Origin of the sequence: Streptomyces nymphaeiformis (assembly GCF_014203895.1) — a bacterium.
In the GTDB taxonomy this organism is placed as follows: Bacteria; Actinomycetota; Actinomycetes; order Streptomycetales; family Streptomycetaceae; genus Streptomyces; species Streptomyces nymphaeiformis.
This window is the reverse complement of sequence record NZ_JACHJY010000015.1, coordinates 1-15750: the sequence shown is the minus strand read 5'-3', so window position 1 is coordinate 15750 and position 15750 is coordinate 1. Positions and strand designations below refer to the sequence as shown.

The window sequence follows — 15750 nt, the reverse complement described above, 5'->3', positions numbered from 1 at the left end:
GTCAGGCCGCGGGCAGGTTCTGCATGGCGGCGATGAAGGCGTCGGTCCCCATCTGTCCGTTGAAGAACTGCTGGATGGCCTGGTGCAGCGTGGTCGTGGCGGCCGGCGGGAAGGCCTGGTCCCAGGAGAGCTGGAACGCGGGGGCCTTCTTCACCAGGTCGTACTGGAACGTCGAGTAGGCGGGGTTGGCCGAGCCGTCCAGGAACTTCGGGGTGTTGGTGGTGGTCGGCAGGTTGCCGATGGAGAGCTGGTCCTTGACGAACTGGTCGGAGTACATGAGCTTCAGGAACTCGGCCACGGCCTCGGGGTGCTCGGTGGACTTCAGGACCGAGTAGAAGTTGTTGGTGTTGCCGGCGAGGTTGTCCGGGTCGCCCTTGCCGCCCTCGACGGTCGGGAAGGTGCCGTAGCCCAGGTCGCTCTTCACGAAGTCCGGGTAGGCGTCCTGGAGGGTGGAGTACTCCCAGGAGCCCATGAGCTCGAAGGCGGCCTTGCCGGTGGCGAGGAGGGCGGGGGAACCGCCGTCGGTGAACTTCACCGAGTCGTAGTTGGTGCCGAAGGCGCCGGCGTCGATCAGCTCCTTGAGCATGCCGAGCGCCTTCTTGCTGTCCTCGCTCGCCCAGACCTGCTTGTCGCCGTCGACGGCCTTCTGGAAGAGCTCGGGGCCGGCCACCCGGTCGTAGATGTACTGGAACCACATCTGGGTGGGCCACTTGTCGCCGCCGCCCAGGGCGATCGGGGTGACGCCCTTGGCCTTGAGGGTCTTGACGGTGGTCAGGAGCTCGGCCCAGGTGCGCGGGGCGGTGACGCCCGCCTTCTGGAGCGCCTTCTTGTTGCTGAAGAGCAGGACGGGCTGGGTGCCGCGCATGGGGACGCCGTACGGCTTGCCGTCGACGACGGCGGTGTTGAAGACGGACGGCAGGAAGTTGGACTTGAGGTCCGGGTTCTTGGCGATGAAGTCGTCGAGCGGCATCAGCAGGCCGGCGTCGACGTACGGCTTGATGCTGCCGCCGCCCCAGTTGAAGAACAGGTCCGGGGCCTGCTTGCCGCTGATCACCGTCTGCAGCTTGGACTGGTAGTCGGCGCCCGGGATGGTGTCGAGGACGGCCTTGACCTTCGAGGTCTTGTTGAAGGTGTCGACGAGCTGCTTCTCCACCTTGTTCGTCGCGTCGCCGTACACCAGGACGTGGATCGTGTCCGAGCCGCCGTCGGACGAGGCGGCGGAGCCGCCGCAGGCCGCCAGGGACAGGGCCATGGCCAGCGACGCTCCACCGACGACAGCGGTTCTGAGGAGCTGTGCGGGTCGCTTCATCGCCTTACCTTTCGAAAGAGTTTCGGTCATGTTTCCGAAACTTCATGTGTCGGGACGCTAAGGTTGGGGTGGTGGACCGGTCAACCCTCTGGGGGTGCGTTATCGAAGCGTGACGCCGGTGGGGTGGGGGAGAAGTGCCTTACCCTCTTGGGATGCGAGATGACGAGGACATGCGACGGATCACCCTGGCCGAGGTCGCCGAGAAGGCCGGCGTGTCACTTTCGACAGTTTCGAAAGTCCTCAACGGCAGGCAGGACGTGTCGCAGGTCACCCGCGGCAAGGTGGAGCGCCTCCTCGAAGCGCACTCCTACCGGCGGACCACCCGGGCGGCGGGCGAGGCGCCGCTGATCGAGCTCGTCTTCCACGAGCTGGACAGCGTGTGGTCGATGGAGCTGATCCGGGGCGTGGAGAACCTCGCCAAGGCGCACCAGGCGAGCGTGGTGCTGACCGAGAGCGGCACCCGGCACGCGCCCGCGGCCGACTGGATCGAGGGCGTGCTCCAGCGCAGGCCGATCGGTGTGGTCCTGGTCTTCTCCTCCCTCCCGGACGCCGTCAAGCAACAGCTCGGCGCCCGGTCGATCCCCTTCGTCATCGTCGATCCCGCGGGCGACCCCGAACCCGACGTGCCGTCCGTGGGCTCCGCGAACTGGTCCGGCGGCGTCGCCGCCACCCGGCACCTCGTCGATCTCGGCCACCGGCGCATCGGCATCATCACCGGCCCCGAGGACATGCTGTGCTCCCTGGCGCGCCTCGACGGCTACCGCTCCGCCCTGAACATGGCCGGCATCGTCCCCGACACCTCCCTCGTCCGCTTCGGCGACTTCCACGTCGAAGGCGGTCTCCGGCACGCCATGGACCTCCTCCAGTCACCGGACCGGCCCACCGCGATCTTCGCGGGCAGTGATCTCCAGGCGCTCGGCGTCCTGGAGGCGGCCCGGGTCTGCGGGCTGCGCGTGCCCGAGGACCTCTCCGTCGTCGGGTACGACGACGTGATGATCGCCCGCTGGTCGAGCCCCGCCCTCACGACGGTGCACCAGCCGCTGCGCGCGATGGGCGAGGAGGCGGTCCAGATGCTGCTCCGGCTGCGCGCCGGGGAGCCGTCGGTGACCCGCCTGGAGCTCGCGACCAGTCTCGTGGTCAGGAACAGCACGGCGCCACCGGCGACCGAGACCGCCGTCCGCTAGCGGACGGTCCGTCCCGAGTCGGTCCGTCCCGAGTCGGTCCGTCCCGAGTCGGCACGTCCTGAGTCGGCCCGTCCGGGGTCGGCGAACACCTCCTTCACGATGACTCCGGCGGCGCCGCGGACCGCGGCGCCGAAGCCGAGCAGGGAGCCGGTGACTCGGCACAGCGCCTCGTCGCCGGCCACGATCCGGGCGCGCATCTCCCGCATCGCCGCCGGCAGCAGGTACGGTGCCACCGCCGCGAAGTAGCCGCCCAGGACGACCACGCGAGGGTTGAGCAGATTCACCGGGACGGACAGACCGGTACCGAGCCACCGGCCGATCTCGTCCAGACCGCTCAACGTGCGTGGGTCCCCGGCGGCGGCACGGCGCAGCAGTTCGGCGGCCTGCTCCTGCGGGCCCCACGGAGCACGGGGTCCGCTTCCCTCCGCGAGCAGCAGATCGGGCGCGGCCGTCCTGAGCGCCGCCGGAAGCGAGACCTTCGTCTCCAGACAGCCGGTCCGGCCGCAGGCGCAGACGTCCCCGTCCGGGTCGATCTGGATGTGCCCGAGTTCGCCGCTGAAACCCGAGGCGCCCTGGAGCAACTGCCCGCCGGCGACGATGCCGGCGCCCAGGCCCGCTTCTCCGGTGACGTACATCAGGTCCGTCACCCCGGGGTGCGCGGTCTCCCATTCGGCGAGCGCGGCGAGGTTGGCCTCGTTGTCGACCACCACGCTCGTCTCCCCGGGCAGGCCGGCCGCCTCCCTCAGCCGCTCGGCGACCGGGACGTCCTTCCAGCCCAGGTTGGGGGCCGCGTACACCCGCCCGGTGGCCACCGCCACCGGGCCGGGCACGGCGATCCCGACGCCCGCGACCCGCGCACCCGAGCGGGTCGCGTGGTCCAGGAGTTCCCTGGTCAGCACCGCGAGCGCGCGGACGGTGGCATCGGCCCCCTCCTCGGTCGCGTCGTGGACGAGACGGCGTTCCTGGATGGTCCGTCCCGCCAGGTCCACGGAACAGGCCGCGAGATAGCGCGAGTTGATCTCCAGGCCGAGCGCCGCCACCGTACGTCCGTCGAGCTCAAGACGGCGTGCGGGGCGCCCCACCGAGCCGTCCTGCCGCAGATCGGCCTCGCGCACCAGGCCGCGGTCGAGGAGCTCCCCGACCAGGCTGGAGACGGTGGGCCGGGTCAGGCCGGTGCGACGGGCCACATCGGCCCGCGAGGCGGGGCCTGCCGTGCGGACCTCGGCCAGGACCAGGGCGAGATTGGCACGCCGTACCGCCACCTGGTCCATGGGCGTCGCCTGGACGGTGGCCGGCTTGTCGGCGCTGGTGGGCACGGAGTCTCCCTGGGGCTGAAAGAGCGGGGCGCGGAGGCCGGGCGGCACGTCGACCGGCCTCGTACCGATTCTCCCGCTTGCTCAACGCACGCCGAGCAGGTGGTCCAGGGCGAGCTGGTCGAGCCGCTCGAAGGCCATCGAGCGGGCGGCGACCGTGTCCACGTCGAAGGTCTCGTACGCGGTGGGGTCGGCGAGCAGCGCGGTGAGGCCGTCGGCGGCCGTGGGGACGGCGAGCTCGTCGAGGCGGGAGGCCGTCAGGGCCGCCTGGACCTCCGGGTCGGCGCGGAAGGCCGCCGCGCGCTCCTTGAGGATCAGGTAGTTCCGCATGCAGTTCTTCGCGGACTCCCACACCCCGTCGAAGCCGTCGGTGCGCACCGGCTTGAAGTCGAAGTGGCGCGGACCGGTGTAGCCGGCCGTCTCCAGGAGGTCGACCAGCCAGAAGGCCTGGCGCAGGTCGCCGGCGCCGAAGCGGAAGTCCTGGTCGTACTTGATGCCGGACTGTCCGTTCAGGTCGATGTGGAAGAGCTTGCCCGCCCACAGGGCCTGCGCGATGCCGTGCGGGAAGTTGAGGCCCGCCATCTGCTCGTGGCCGGTCTCCGGGTTCACGCCCACCAGCTCGGGGCGCTCCAGGCGCTCGATGAACGCGAGCGCGTGTCCGATGGTGGGGAGCAGGATGTCGCCGCGCGGCTCGTTCGGCTTCGGCTCGATGGCGAAGCGCAGGTCGTAGCCCTGCTCGGTGACGTACTCGCCCAGCAGGTCGAAGGCCTCCTTCATCCGGTCGAGGGCCACCTGGACGTCCTTCGCGGCGCCGGACTCGGCGCCCTCGCGGCCGCCCCAGGCGACGTAGGTGGTGGCGCCGAGCTCGACGGCGAGGTCGATGTTGCGGAGGGTCTTGCGCAGCGCGTAGCGGCGGACGTCGCGGTCGTTCGCCGTGAACGCGCCGTCCTTGAAGACCGGGTGCGTGAAGAGGTTGGTGGTCGCCATCGGCACCGCGAGCCCGGTGCGGTCGAGCGCCGCCCGGAAGCGCTTCACGATCGTGTCGCGCTCGGCCTCCGGCGCGCCGAAGGGGATCAGGTCGTCGTCGTGGAAGGTCACGCCGTACGCGCCGAGGGCGGCGAGCCGCTCGACCGATTCGACCGGGTCGAGGGCGGGGCGGGTCGCGTCGCCGAAGGGGTCGCGGCCCTGCCAGCCGACGGTCCAGAGGCCGAAGGTGAACCGGTCCTCGGGGCGGGGGGAGAAACGCTCGGGCATGGGTGCTCCTTGGGGCGTATTTGTTGTGCCTCAAAACTAATAGCTCAGGCCCCATGGCCCCGGCAAGCCCCCAGAAGGAGGCTCCGGTGTGTGAAAGACGGGTATTGATGGGGCCGGCATGCGGACATACACTGCGCGAGTTTGTTAGATGACTAGACAGAACTCTGGAGGTGCGCAGTGGCTGCGTCCCCTGTGGTGATCGGCGTGGACAGCTCCACGCAGTCGACGAAGGTCCTCGTGGTGGACGCCGGGACCGGCGTCGTCCTCGGGAGCGGGCGGGCGGGACACGTCGTCACGGGTGAGCAGGGCGCTCGCGAGACGGATCCGGAGGCGTGGTGGGACGCGCTGCGCGCGTCGACGGGCGAGGCGCTCCGAGCCGCCGCGGTGACACCGGACGCGGTCGTGGGCATCGCGGTCGCCGGGCAGCAGCACGGCCTCGTGGTCCTCGACGGCGCGGGCCGCCCCCTGCGCCCGGCCCTGCTCTGGAACGACACGCGGTCCGCGCCCCAGGCCGCCGCGTTGACGGACGCGCTCGGCGGCCCGGCGGAGTGGCTCGCGCGCGCCGGTTCCGTGCCGGTGGCGTCGATGACGGCCACCAAGTGGCAGTGGTTGCGCGAGAACGAACCGGCCGTCGCCGCCCGGACGGCCGCCGTGCGGCTGCCGCACGACTTCCTCACCGAACGCCTGGCGGGCGTCGCCGCGACCGATCCCGGCGACGCGTCGGGAACGTGCTGGTACTCCACCCGGACCGGCGGCTACGACCCCGAACTGCTCGACCTCGTCGGCCTCGACGCCGACCTCCTGCCCACCGTCGCCCGGAACGGGGCCTCCCGCGTCGGGTCGCTGACCACGGCGGCGGCCGCCTTCCTCGGGCTGCGCCCCGGTATCGCCGTCGCCGCCGGCACCGGGGACAACATGGCGGCGGCCGTCGGTCTGGGCCTTGGCGCCGCCGGGCTCCTCGACCACCCCGTCATCAGCCTCGGGACCTCCGGAACGGCCTTCGCCTCCACCCGGGTTCGCCCCGCCGCCCCCGGGATCGCCGGATTCGCCGCCGCCGACAACACGTACCTGCCGCTCGGCTGCACCATGAACTGCACCCTCGCCGTCGACAAGGTCGCCGCGCTCCTCCGGCTCGACCGCGACGACGCCCTCCCCGGCGGCGAGACGGTGATGCTGCCCTACCTGGACGGCGAGCGCTCGCCGGACCTGCCCCACGCCGCCGGCCTCATCACCGGTCTGCGCCACGCGACCTCCCCGCAGCAGCTCCTCGGAGCCGCGTACGAGGGGGCGGCCTTCACCCTGCTCCGGGCGCTCGACGAGCTGTTCACCGCGGCCGGACTCGACCCCCGGGACACGGCCGTACGGGAGCGGCCGCTGCGGCTGATCGGAGGCGGAGCCAAGGGGCGGGTCTGGATCGAGACGATCCGCAGGCTGTCCGGGCGGCCGGTCGTGCTGCCCGCAGGCGAGGAGCTGGTCGCCACCGGCGCCGCGGCGCTCGCCGCGGGAGCCGCCTCGGGCGACGACCCGGTGAGGGTGGCCATCGGGTGGGGTGCCGGCCAGGGGGCCGAACTGCCCCCACTGGAGCGGGACATCGCCGCCTGGGACCGGATGGAGTCCACCTTGGGCCGGGCTTCGGGACTGCTTGCCGACCGCTCCTGAGGGTGGTCGGTGGACGGCGGTCGAGTGTGAAGGAATACGGTGCCGAGTCGTCGTCGCCCGGCCGGGGTGATCCGGCCGGGCGTTCGTCGATCCTGTCTCAGGCGGCGCTGAAGGAATGCACGGTCGAGGACCGATAGGTCTCACCGGGGCGCAGTACCGTGCTGGGAAAGCCCGGCCGGTTCGGCGAGTCGGGGTAGTGCTGGGTCTCCAGGCACAGACCGTCGCCCGGCCCGTAGGTGCGACCGCCGCTGCCGACCAGGGTGCCGGGGAGCGAGTTGCCCGAGTAGAACTGGATGCCGGGCTCCGTCGTCGCGATCCGCAGCGTGCGCCCCGAGCGGGGGTCCCTGAGCGTGGCCACGGGGAGGGGAGCGGCGGTGAGGCCCTTGTCGAGGACCCAGTTGTGGTCGTACCCGCCGGCGTGCCGGAGCTGGGGATCATCGGCAGAGATCCGTGCCCCGACCGGTCGGGGCACGCGGAAGTCGAAGGGGGTACGGGTCACCGGGGCCAGTCGCCCCGTCGGTATCAGGCCGGTGGTGACGGGTGTCATCCGGGACGCGGCGATCGACAGCTCGTGGTCGAGGGCGGAACCCGCGGACTCCCCGGCCAGGTTCCAGTACACGTGACTGGTGAGGTTCACGACCGTGGGCCGGTCGGTGACGGCCTCGTAGTCGATGCGCCAGTCGCCGCGCGGGGTGAGGGTGTACACGACGCGCACGCGGAGTGTTCCGGGAAAGCCCATGTCCCCGTCGGGGCTGGTCAGGGTGAGGACGAGGCCGACGTCGCCGCCCCGGGCGAACCCGTGCACCTGCCAGTTGCGCCGGTCGAAGCCCTGCGCGCCCCCGTGGAGGGTGTGGGCGCCGTCGGCGAGTGACAGGAAGTGGCGGGTGCCGTCGAGCTCGAACCGGCCGTGGGCGATGCGATTGCCGTAACGGCCCACGAGCGCGCCGAGGAATCCCTCGGAGGCGAGGTAGCCGTCCAGGCCGTCGAAGCCGAGGGCCACGTTGGCGTGGCGCCCGTGCCGGTCCGGGAGCTCCAGGGACTGCACGATGCCTCCGTAGCTCAGCACGGAGAGGCGCGTGCCGCCGTTCCGCAGGTGCCAGCGCCGCACCTCGGAGCCGTCGTCGAGCCGGGCGAACGGTTCGGAGACGGGGGGACTCGTCTGGGGATCGGTGTGTGTCGTCATGTTCGTGCCTCGGGGAAGGTGGCGCGCGGCGGCCTTCCGACCGCCGAGCGGGAAGACCGGGTTCTGGCGGCTCCGAGCGATTCTGGAACCGGTGCACGACTCTGGTCAATCATATATTCGCAGTAGTTTACGAAAGAGTTTCGGGCAGGTGGCGCGCACCTTCCCGGTCCAGGACGGGCGTGCGAAAGAGTCGTCCCCGTTCTGGTCGTGCTGACCTGCCGCCCAGGACGGACGACCGCGGGAGCAGGCTGTGCGCTGTCGTGCCAACGCCTGGGCGCGGGAGGTCAAAGCGGTCGGTGGGATCGCTCGTAGCTTGAAGAAGTGCCGGGCCGCAGAGGCGGTGGGCACGTTTCCGACAGCTTCGAAAGGACCCCTCATGTTCGACATCGACAAGGTGCAGGCCGCCCCGAGCAAGGACCTGCTCACGCCCGACAACTCGGTCATGCTCTTCGTGGACCACCAGCCGCAGATGTTCTTCGGCACCGGCAGCGGTGACCGTGCCGCGATCATCAACAGCACCGTGGGTCTCGCCAAGGCGGCCAAGGCGTTCGACGTTCCGGCCGTCCTGACCACGGTCGCCGCCGAGTCCTTCTCCGGCCCCCTGCTGCCGCAGCTCGCCGAGGTGTTCCCGAAGAACGAGATCATCGACCGCACCACCATGAACGCCTGGGAGGACGAGGCGCTCGTCGCGGCGGTCAAGGCGACCGGTCGCAAGAAGATCATCCTGTCGGGTCTGTGGACCGAGGTCTGCCTCGTGCTGCCCGCGCTCTCCGCGCTCGAGCAGGGCTACGAGGTGTACGTCGTGACCGACGCCTCCGGTGGCGTCAGCCCGGCCGCCCACGAGCACGCGCTGCAGCGGATGATCGCCGCCGGCGCCGTCCCGGTGACCTGGGTCCAGGTCCTCCTGGAGCTGCAGCGCGACTGGGCGCGCCAGGAGACGTACGGCGACGTCATGGAGATCGTCAAGGCCCACGCGGGCGCGTACGGCCTGGGTGTCGTGTACGCGCAGTCGGTCATCGGCGCGCACGCGGCCGGCTGATCCCCGTGGACACCGGCATTCTGATCCTGCGTCTGCTGGTGGGACTGCTCGTCGCCGGCCACGGTGTGCAGAAGGTCAGCCGGCACCTGGGCGGCAAGGGACTCGAGGGCGGCACCGAGGAGTTCCGTGGCGACGGCTTCCGCGGCGGTGTCCTCACCGCCCTGGCGGCGGGCGGTGGCCAGATCGGCTCCGGCCTGCTGCTCGCCGCCGGCCTCCTGACCCCGCTCGCCGCGACCGGCGCCATCGGGGTCATGACCGTCGCCCTCACCGTGAAGTGGCGTCACGGGCTCTGGGTGCAGAACGACGGTTACGAGTACCCGCTCGTCCTCATCGGCACCGCCGCCGCCCTCGCCGCCACCGGGCCCGGCGCCTGGTCCCTCGACGCGGTCCTCGGCCTCACGCCGTACCCGCTGTGGTGGGCCGCCCTCGCGCTCGCGGCCGGTCTCGGCAGCGGACTCCTCACCCGGCTCGTCCTGCACCGGACCCCCGCCGCCCCGGCGATCGCCGAGCGCTGAGCGCGAGCCACCCAGACCGGGTCCGGTCGCTCGTGTACCCCCGACCGGGCGGCCGGGCCCTTCCCACCCCTTCCCCCTCAGGAGCACTCGATGGACACCCTCACGAACCCGCACGGCGGCGGCCAGCCGCTGCTGCACCAGAAGGGCGCCGAGACCCAGGCGTTCGGCACGCTCAAGCAACTGCCGATCGGCCTCGGCCACGACACCCGCATGTACGCCTGCCAGCGGCTGAACCGCGTCCTCGCCGACACGCAGATCCTCCACTCCCTCTACAAGAAGCACCACTGGCTCATGCGGGGGGCGACCTTCTACTCGCTCCACCTGATGCTGGACAAGCACGCGGAGGCCCAGCTGGCCATCGTGGACGCGCTGGCCGAGCGGGTCCAGAGCCTCGGCGGCGTCGCCGTCGGGGACCCGCGCCACGTCGCCGAGCTGACGGCGATCCCCCGTCCGCCGGACGGCGTCGAGCCGGTGCCCGTCATGCTGTCGCGGCTCCTCGACGCGCACGAGCGGATCCTGATCGACGCCCGGGACGCCGCCGCCCGGCTCTCCCAGGAGGGCGACGAGGGCAGCGCCGACCTGCTCGTCTCCGACGTCATCCGCACCGGCGAGGCGCAGGTGTGGTTCCTGGCCGAGCACCTCGTGGACACCCCGCTGGTGCACGGCTGATGGACACGTACGACGTCGTCGTGGTCGGCGGCGGGCCGGCCGGCGAGGTCGTCGCCGGCCGGGCCGTCGGGGCGGGGCTGACCGCCGTCGTCGTCGAGGCCGAGGCGGTCGGCGGCGAGTGCTCCTACCGTGCGTGTGTGCCGAGCAAGGCCCTGCTGCGTCCCGGCGCCGCACGGGCGGAGGCCCGCTCAGTCGACGGGGCCCGGCAGGCGGTCACGGCGGCACTCGACCCGGCGCGGGTGCTGGCCCGCCGGGACCGCTTCACCGGGCGCGGTGACGACACCGGCCAGGCCGACTGGCTCGACGGCGCGGGCATCGCGCTCGTACGGGGGCACGGACGGCTCGCCGGTGAGCGCCGGGTGGAGGTGACCGGGGCCGACGGCACGGTCCGGACCCTGGAGGCCCGGCGCGCGGTCGTGGTCTGCACCGGTACGGAGCCCGCGCTTCCACCGGTCGAAGGGCTCGACCGGATCGGCGCCTGGACCAACCGGCAGGCCACCACCGCCGACGCGGTGCCCGCACGGCTCGTCGTCATCGGCGGGGGAGCGGTGGCCTGCGAGATGGCCACCGCGTGGCGCTCGCTCGGCGCCTCCGTCACGCTCCTCGTCCGCGACCAGGCCCTGCTCACCGGCTGGGAGCCGTGCGCCGGCGAAGAGGTCACCCGGGGGCTGGGGGATCTGGGCGTCACCATCCGCTTCGGGGTGTCGGCCGTCCGGGTCGCCCGTGACGAGACCACGCGCACCGTGACGGTGGAGACCGACGACGGCACCGCCCTCGTCTGCGACGAGGTCCTTGCCGCCGTGGGCCGTCGCCCGCGCACGGCCGACCTCGGCCTGGAGACCGTCGGACTGCCCGTCGGCGAGTGGCTTCCGGTCGACGACACCTGTCGGGTCACCGCGGTCGAGGGCGACTGGCTCTACGCCGTCGGCGACGTCAACCGCCGGGCGCCGCTGACCCACATGGCCAAGTACCAGGCACGTGCCTGCGCCGCCGCGATCGCCGAGCGTGCCGCGGGCCGACCGGCCGGCACCGGAGGCCGGCAGGCGTGGAGTGCGGAAGCCGACCGTTTCGCCGTCCCCCAGGCCGTCTTCACCCGTCCCGAGGTCGCGAGCGTCGGCCTCACGGAACGCGCGGCACGCGAAGCGGGTCTCGCCGTACGCGCGGTGGAGTACCGCATCGACGACGTCGCCGGTGCCGCGCTCCACGCGGACGACTACCGCGGTTTCGCGAAGCTCGTCGTCGACGAGACCCGAGGGGTCGTCGTCGGCTGCACGCTCACCGGCCCGATGGCGACCGAGCTCATCCACACGGCCACGGTCGCCATCGTGGGCGAGGTCCCCCTGGAGCGCCTGTGGCACGCCGTGCCCGCCTTCCCGACGGTGAGCGAGGTCTGGCTCCGGCTCCTGGAGGCGTACGGCCTCTGAGCTCCGGTCCCCCTCTCCCGAGCCCCGCTCGACCGAGCACACCCCCACGCTTCCCCACCCGACAAGGAAACACCCACCCATGCACCTCACGAGGCGCACCCTCGCCCTCGCCATGCCCGCGACGCTGGCCGCCCTGATCGGCGCCGCCCCCGCGAGCCGCCCGGCCCCGGCCGGCACCGACCGGCACGACCCCAAACCCACGATCGTCCTGGTCCACGGAGCGTTCGCGGACGCCTCCAGCTGGAGCGGCACGATCCGGCGGCTGCAGCACGTCGGCTACCCCGTCCTGGCCCCCGCCAACCCGCTGCGCGGTCTCGCCGCGGACACCGCCTACCTGCGCAGCGTGCTGGCCGCCGTCGACGGACCCGTCGTCCTGGTCGGCCACTCCTACGGCGGCGCCGTCATCAGTGGCGCAGCGGTGGGCAACAGCCGTGTGAAGGCCCTCGTCTACATCGCCGCGTTCACCCCGGACAAGGGCGAGAGCGCGGCCGAGCTCGCCGCCGAGTTCCCGGGCTCCACCCTCGGCGACACCGTGAACCCGCGGTCGTACCCGCTGCCCGGCGGCGGCACCGGCACCGAACTCGTCATCGAACGGGCCAAGTTCCACCGGCAGTTCGCCGCCGACGTACCCGCCGCCGAAGCGGCGGTCATGGCCGCGACCCAGCGCCCGGTCGCCACCGCCGCGCTGGAGGAGAAGGCCGGGGAGCCGGCCTGGAAGACGATCCCTTCCTGGGCGCTGATCGCCACCGCCGACAAGAACATCCCACCCGCCGCCGAACGGTGGATGGCCCGGCGTGCCGGTTCGCACATCACCGAAGTGGACGCGTCCCATGCAGTGGCGGTCTCCCGCCCGGCCGTGGTCACCCACGTGATCCTCGCCGCCGCGCGGGCGACCCGCTGACGCTCCGACCCCGCCCGTCCCGTACACCTCCGAAGGAGAACCCCTGATGAAGAACCGTCCGGTCCTCGAACCCGCCGCCCAGGCCTTCGCCGACGCCACCGCCCAGCCGCCGTTCCTCTACGAGATCCCGGTCGCCGACGGCCGCAAGGCCGTGGACGACGTCCAGAGCGGTGAGGGCGTCGCCCTGCCCGACGTCGACGAGGAGTGGATCACCGTCCACGGCGGCCCGACCGGCGACGTCCGCGCCCGGATCGTCCGCCCCCGCGGCGCCACCGGCGCGCTCCCCGTCGTCCTCTACATCCACGGCGCCGGCTGGGTCTTCGGCAACGCCCACACCCACGACCGGCTCGTTCGCGAACTCGCCGTCGGCACCGGGGCGGCCGTGGTCTTCCCCGAGTACGACCTCTCGCCCGAGGCCCGCTACCCCGTCGCCATCGAGCAGAACTACAGCGTCGCCCAGTGGGTCGCCCGCGAGGGCCACCACAAGGACCTCGACGGCACCCGGATCGCCGTCGCCGGCGACTCCGTCGGCGGCAACATGAGCGCCGCCCTCACCCTCATGGCCAAGCAGCGCGGCGACGTCACGCTCGTCCAGCAGGTCCTCTTCTACCCGGTCACCGACGCGAGCTTCGACACCGACTCCTACCACCAGTTCGCCGAGGGCTACTTCCTGCGCCGCGACGCCATGAAGTGGTTCTGGGACCAGTACACGACCGACGAGGCCGAGCGCGCCCAGCTCACCGCCTCCCCGCTGCGCGCCTCCACCGAGCAGCTCACCGGCCTGCCGCCGGCCCTGGTCATCACCGCCGAGGCCGACGTCCTGCGCGACGAGGGCGAGGCGTACGCGGCCAAGCTGCGGGCCGCGGGCGTCCCCGTCACCGCCCTGCGCGTCCAGGGCGTCATCCACGACTTCGTCATGCTGAACGCCCTGCGCGAGACGCACGGCGCCGAGCTCGCCATCGGAGTCGCCACCGACATCCTCCGCAAGGCCCTCGCATGACCGGGCCCTCCACGAGCATGCCGGTCGCGGGCCTCGTCCCCGCCCCGCGGCGGGAACAGGCGCACGCCGACCTCCTCGTCCGCAACGCCAAGGTGTTCACCGGTGACGCCTCCCGCCCCGAGGCCCGCGCCGTCGCCCTCCGCGACGGCCGGGTCGCGGCCCTCGGCGACGACCACGACCTCGCCCACCTCGTCGGGCCGGGGACCAGGGTCGTCGACGCGCTGGGCCGACGGGTGATCCCCGGCCTGAACGACTCGCACCTGCACGTCATCCGGGGCGGCCTGAACTACGTCCTGGAGCTGCGCTGGGACGGCGTCCGCAGCCTCCGCCAGGCCCTGGCCATGCTGCGCGAGCAGGCAGGCCGCACGCCCAAGGGGCAGTGGATCCGGGTGGTCGGCGGCTGGACCGCCGAGCAGTTCGCCGAGCGCCGGATGCCGACCGTCGCCGAGCTGAACGCCGCCGCCCCCGACACCCCGGTGTTCGTCCTGCACCTGTACCAGTCGGCCCTGATGAACCGGGCCGCGGTCAAGGCCGCCGGGTTCACCCGGGAGACCCCCGACCCCCGGGGCGGGCAGATCGTCCGGGGCCGGGACGGCGAACCCAACGGCGTCCTCCTCGCGGCGCCGAGCGCTCTCGTCCTGTACTCGACGCTGGCCAAGGCACCCGCCCTCGACGAGGCCGACAAGCGCACGTCGACGCGTCACTTCCTGCGCGAGCTGAACCGTTTCGGACTGACGTCCGCGGTCGACGCCGCCGGCGGCTTCCAGAACTTCCCCGACAACTACGCGACGGTCACCGACCTCGCCGGGTCGGGGGAGCTGACCCTCCGGATCGCCTACCACCTCTTCCCGCAGACGGCCGGGCAGGAACTCGCCGACCTGAAGCGCTGGACCGAGACGGTCAAGCCCGGGGACGGGGACGAGTGGCTCCGACTGAACGGAGCGGGTGAGAACCTCACCTGGGCCGCAGCCGACTTCGAGAACTTCTCCGAGCCCCGGCCCGAGCTCGCCGCGGGCTACGAGACCGAGTTCGAGAGCGCCGTACGGCTCCTGCTAGAGAACGGCTGGGGCTTCCGGCTCCACGCGACCTACGACGAGACGATCCGCCGCGACCTGGCCGTCTTCGAGAAGCTCGCGGCCGAGGGGCTGTTCCCCGGCGGGAACCGCTGGCTCTTCGACCACGCGGAGACCGTCTCGGCCGGCAGCCTCGACCGGATCGCCGCCCTCGGCGGCGCCGTCTCGGTCCAGAACCGGATGTCCTTCCAGGGCGCCGCGTTCCTCGACCGCTACGGCGCCGAGGCCGCCGCCCACACCCCACCGGTCCGGGCCATGCTCGACCGCGGCCTGACGGTCGCCGCCGGAACCGACGCCACCCGCGTCTCCTCGTACAACCCCTGGGTCGCACTGCACTGGCTGGTGACCGGGCGCACCGTCGGCGGCACCGCGCTCCATCCGGCGGGGAACCTGCTCGACCGCGAGACCGCCCTCGGCCTCTACACCCGGGGCGGAGCGCAGCTCACCGGCGAGCAGGACGTCAAGGGAACCCTGCGAGAAGGCTCGTACGGCGACCTCGCGATCCTGTCCGACGACTACCTCACCGTGCCCGAGGACGTCATCCCCGACATCGAGTCCGTCCTCACCGTCGTCGGCGGCCGCATCGTCTACGCGACCGCGGAGTACGAGGGTCTCGACGAGGCCGTCCCGCCGGTGAGCCCCGAGTGGAGCCCCGTGGCCCACTTCGGCGGCTACCAGAGCGGTGCCCGCCAGGCCTCGCTCGTGGCCGAGGCCGTCGCCGAGTCCGAGCAGCACCGCCGGTGGCGCGTCGCGCGCGGCTCCCTCCCCGACACACAGCCGTCGTTCGTCGACCCCTGCTTCGAGCACTGAAAGAGACCCCACGATGAGTACAGCCTCCCCGGCCGCCGACGGAGACGACGCCCCGGACACCCCGCCCGGACGCCGTTTCGAGCCGGACCTCCGGTCGATGACCCGGATCAACCTGCGCCCCATCGCCTCACCCATGCCGCTCGGCTTCTTCACGATCGCCATCGCGTCCGTGATGACGGGCTGCCTCCAGCTCGGGATCCTCGGCGAGGAGGCCCGGACCGCCGTCGCCTTCACCGTGCTGCCGGCCTTCGTCCTCCAACTCCTGGTCAGCTTCCTGGCCTTCGGTGCCCGTGACGTGATCGCGGCGACCCTGATGGCGGTGTTCGCCGGCAGCTGGCTGCCCTACTCGCTCATCATGCTCAGCGGCGCCGCCGACGGCCTGAAGGTGCTCGGCGTCTTCAACCTGGCGCTCCTCTG

Annotated in this window: 14 protein-coding genes; 10 read left to right on the top strand and 4 right to left on the bottom strand. The window is 72.3% G+C overall.

The window, feature by feature from the left end; genetic code table 11:
- Nucleotide 1 precedes the first annotated feature (1 nt).
- Nucleotides 2–1309: an ABC transporter substrate-binding protein gene (locus GGE06_RS38365; protein ID WP_184932988.1), complete on the bottom strand. Its 1308-nt coding sequence runs from the start codon at nucleotides 1307–1309 to the stop codon at nucleotides 2–4.
- Nucleotides 1310–1461: 152 nt separating this feature from the next.
- On the opposite strand from GGE06_RS38365, the gene GGE06_RS38360 reads away from it, so the two are divergent.
- The gene (locus GGE06_RS38360) at nucleotides 1462–2493 is read left to right on the top strand and encodes a LacI family DNA-binding transcriptional regulator (RefSeq protein ID WP_116157578.1); all 1032 of its coding nucleotides are present in this window, start codon (nucleotides 1462–1464) and stop codon (nucleotides 2491–2493) included.
- Here GGE06_RS38360 and GGE06_RS38355 read toward each other — a convergent pair.
- Both GGE06_RS38355 and xylA read right to left on the bottom strand, forming a co-directional pair.
- A complete protein-coding gene (locus GGE06_RS38355) occupies nucleotides 2490–3809 on the bottom strand; it encodes an ROK family transcriptional regulator (protein ID WP_220378521.1) in 1320 nt (439 codons plus the stop codon). The genes GGE06_RS38360 and GGE06_RS38355 overlap by 4 nt on opposite strands.
- Before the next feature lie 81 nt (nucleotides 3810–3890).
- Nucleotides 3891–5060 carry a xylose isomerase gene (gene xylA, locus GGE06_RS38350; RefSeq protein WP_116157577.1) on the bottom strand — a complete coding sequence of 390 codons (1170 nt, stop codon included), beginning with the start codon at nucleotides 5058–5060 and terminating at the stop codon, nucleotides 3891–3893.
- A gap of 177 nt (nucleotides 5061–5237) precedes the next feature.
- Between xylA and xylB the strand changes: the two genes are divergently transcribed.
- Entirely contained in the window at nucleotides 5238–6719 is a 1482-nt protein-coding gene (gene xylB, locus GGE06_RS38345; RefSeq protein WP_184932987.1) for a xylulokinase, read from the top strand.
- A 97-nt stretch (nucleotides 6720–6816) separates the two neighbouring features.
- Here the strand turns inward: xylB and GGE06_RS38340 are convergent, their stop codons facing one another.
- The gene (locus GGE06_RS38340) at nucleotides 6817–7902 is read right to left on the bottom strand and encodes an aldose epimerase family protein (RefSeq protein WP_184932986.1); all 1086 of its coding nucleotides are present in this window, start codon (nucleotides 7900–7902) and stop codon (nucleotides 6817–6819) included.
- A 376-nt stretch (nucleotides 7903–8278) separates the two neighbouring features.
- Here GGE06_RS38340 and GGE06_RS38335 point away from each other — a divergent pair, with 376 nt between their 5' ends.
- The 8 genes from GGE06_RS38335 to GGE06_RS38300 form a co-directional block, all read left to right on the top strand.
- Nucleotides 8279–8941: a hydrolase gene (locus tag GGE06_RS38335; RefSeq protein WP_116157574.1), complete on the top strand. Its 663-nt coding sequence runs from the start codon at nucleotides 8279–8281 to the stop codon at nucleotides 8939–8941.
- 5 nt (nucleotides 8942–8946) lie between these two features.
- Entirely contained in the window at nucleotides 8947–9456 is a 510-nt protein-coding gene (locus GGE06_RS38330) for a DoxX family membrane protein (RefSeq protein WP_116157573.1), read from the top strand.
- A gap of 90 nt (nucleotides 9457–9546) precedes the next feature.
- A complete protein-coding gene (locus GGE06_RS38325; protein ID WP_116157572.1) occupies nucleotides 9547–10125 on the top strand; it encodes a Dps family protein in 579 nt (192 codons plus the stop codon).
- On the top strand, nucleotides 10125–11549 hold the full coding sequence (locus GGE06_RS38320) for a dihydrolipoyl dehydrogenase family protein (RefSeq protein WP_184932985.1): 1425 nt from the start codon (nucleotides 10125–10127) through the stop codon (nucleotides 11547–11549). The genes GGE06_RS38325 and GGE06_RS38320 overlap by 1 nt, the downstream gene beginning before the upstream one ends.
- Nucleotides 11550–11628: 79 nt before the next feature.
- Nucleotides 11629–12450 (top strand): alpha/beta fold hydrolase, encoded by an 822-nt coding sequence (locus GGE06_RS38315; protein WP_116157570.1) that lies wholly within the window; start codon nucleotides 11629–11631, stop codon nucleotides 12448–12450.
- Nucleotides 12451–12496: 46 nt separating this feature from the next.
- The gene (locus GGE06_RS38310; RefSeq protein WP_116157569.1) at nucleotides 12497–13450 is read left to right on the top strand and encodes an alpha/beta hydrolase; all 954 of its coding nucleotides are present in this window, start codon (nucleotides 12497–12499) and stop codon (nucleotides 13448–13450) included.
- A complete protein-coding gene (locus GGE06_RS38305; protein WP_246533018.1) occupies nucleotides 13447–15333 on the top strand; it encodes an amidohydrolase in 1887 nt (628 codons plus the stop codon). The genes GGE06_RS38310 and GGE06_RS38305 overlap by 4 nt, the downstream gene beginning before the upstream one ends.
- A gap of 13 nt (nucleotides 15334–15346) precedes the next feature.
- Nucleotides 15347–15750: GPR1/FUN34/YaaH family transporter (locus GGE06_RS38300; RefSeq protein WP_221518992.1), on the top strand; the 404-nt coding region annotated here is incomplete at its 3' end.

Bases quoted from the DNA above. Each gene is read 5' to 3' on its own strand.
- GGE06_RS38320 (WP_184932985.1), top strand. From the start codon at position 10,125: ATGGACACGTACGACGTCGTCGTGGTCGGCGGCGGGCCGGCCGGCGAG.
- GGE06_RS38360 (WP_116157578.1), top strand. From the start codon at position 1,462: ATGCGAGATGACGAGGACATGCGACGGATCACCCTGGCCGAGGTCGCC.
- xylA (WP_116157577.1), bottom strand. From the start codon at position 5,060: ATGCCCGAGCGTTTCTCCCCCCGCCCCGAGGACCGGTTCACCTTCGGC.
- GGE06_RS38315 (WP_116157570.1), top strand. From the start codon at position 11,629: ATGCACCTCACGAGGCGCACCCTCGCCCTCGCCATGCCCGCGACGCTG.
- GGE06_RS38340 (WP_184932986.1), bottom strand. From the start codon at position 7,902: ATGACGACACACACCGATCCCCAGACGAGTCCCCCCGTCTCCGAACCG.
- GGE06_RS38325 (WP_116157572.1), top strand. From the start codon at position 9,547: ATGGACACCCTCACGAACCCGCACGGCGGCGGCCAGCCGCTGCTGCAC.
- GGE06_RS38365 (WP_184932988.1), bottom strand. From the start codon at position 1,309: ATGAAGCGACCCGCACAGCTCCTCAGAACCGCTGTCGTCGGTGGAGCG.
- GGE06_RS38310 (WP_116157569.1), top strand. From the start codon at position 12,497: ATGAAGAACCGTCCGGTCCTCGAACCCGCCGCCCAGGCCTTCGCCGAC.
- GGE06_RS38305 (WP_246533018.1), top strand. From the start codon at position 13,447: ATGACCGGGCCCTCCACGAGCATGCCGGTCGCGGGCCTCGTCCCCGCC.
- GGE06_RS38335 (WP_116157574.1), top strand. From the start codon at position 8,279: ATGTTCGACATCGACAAGGTGCAGGCCGCCCCGAGCAAGGACCTGCTC.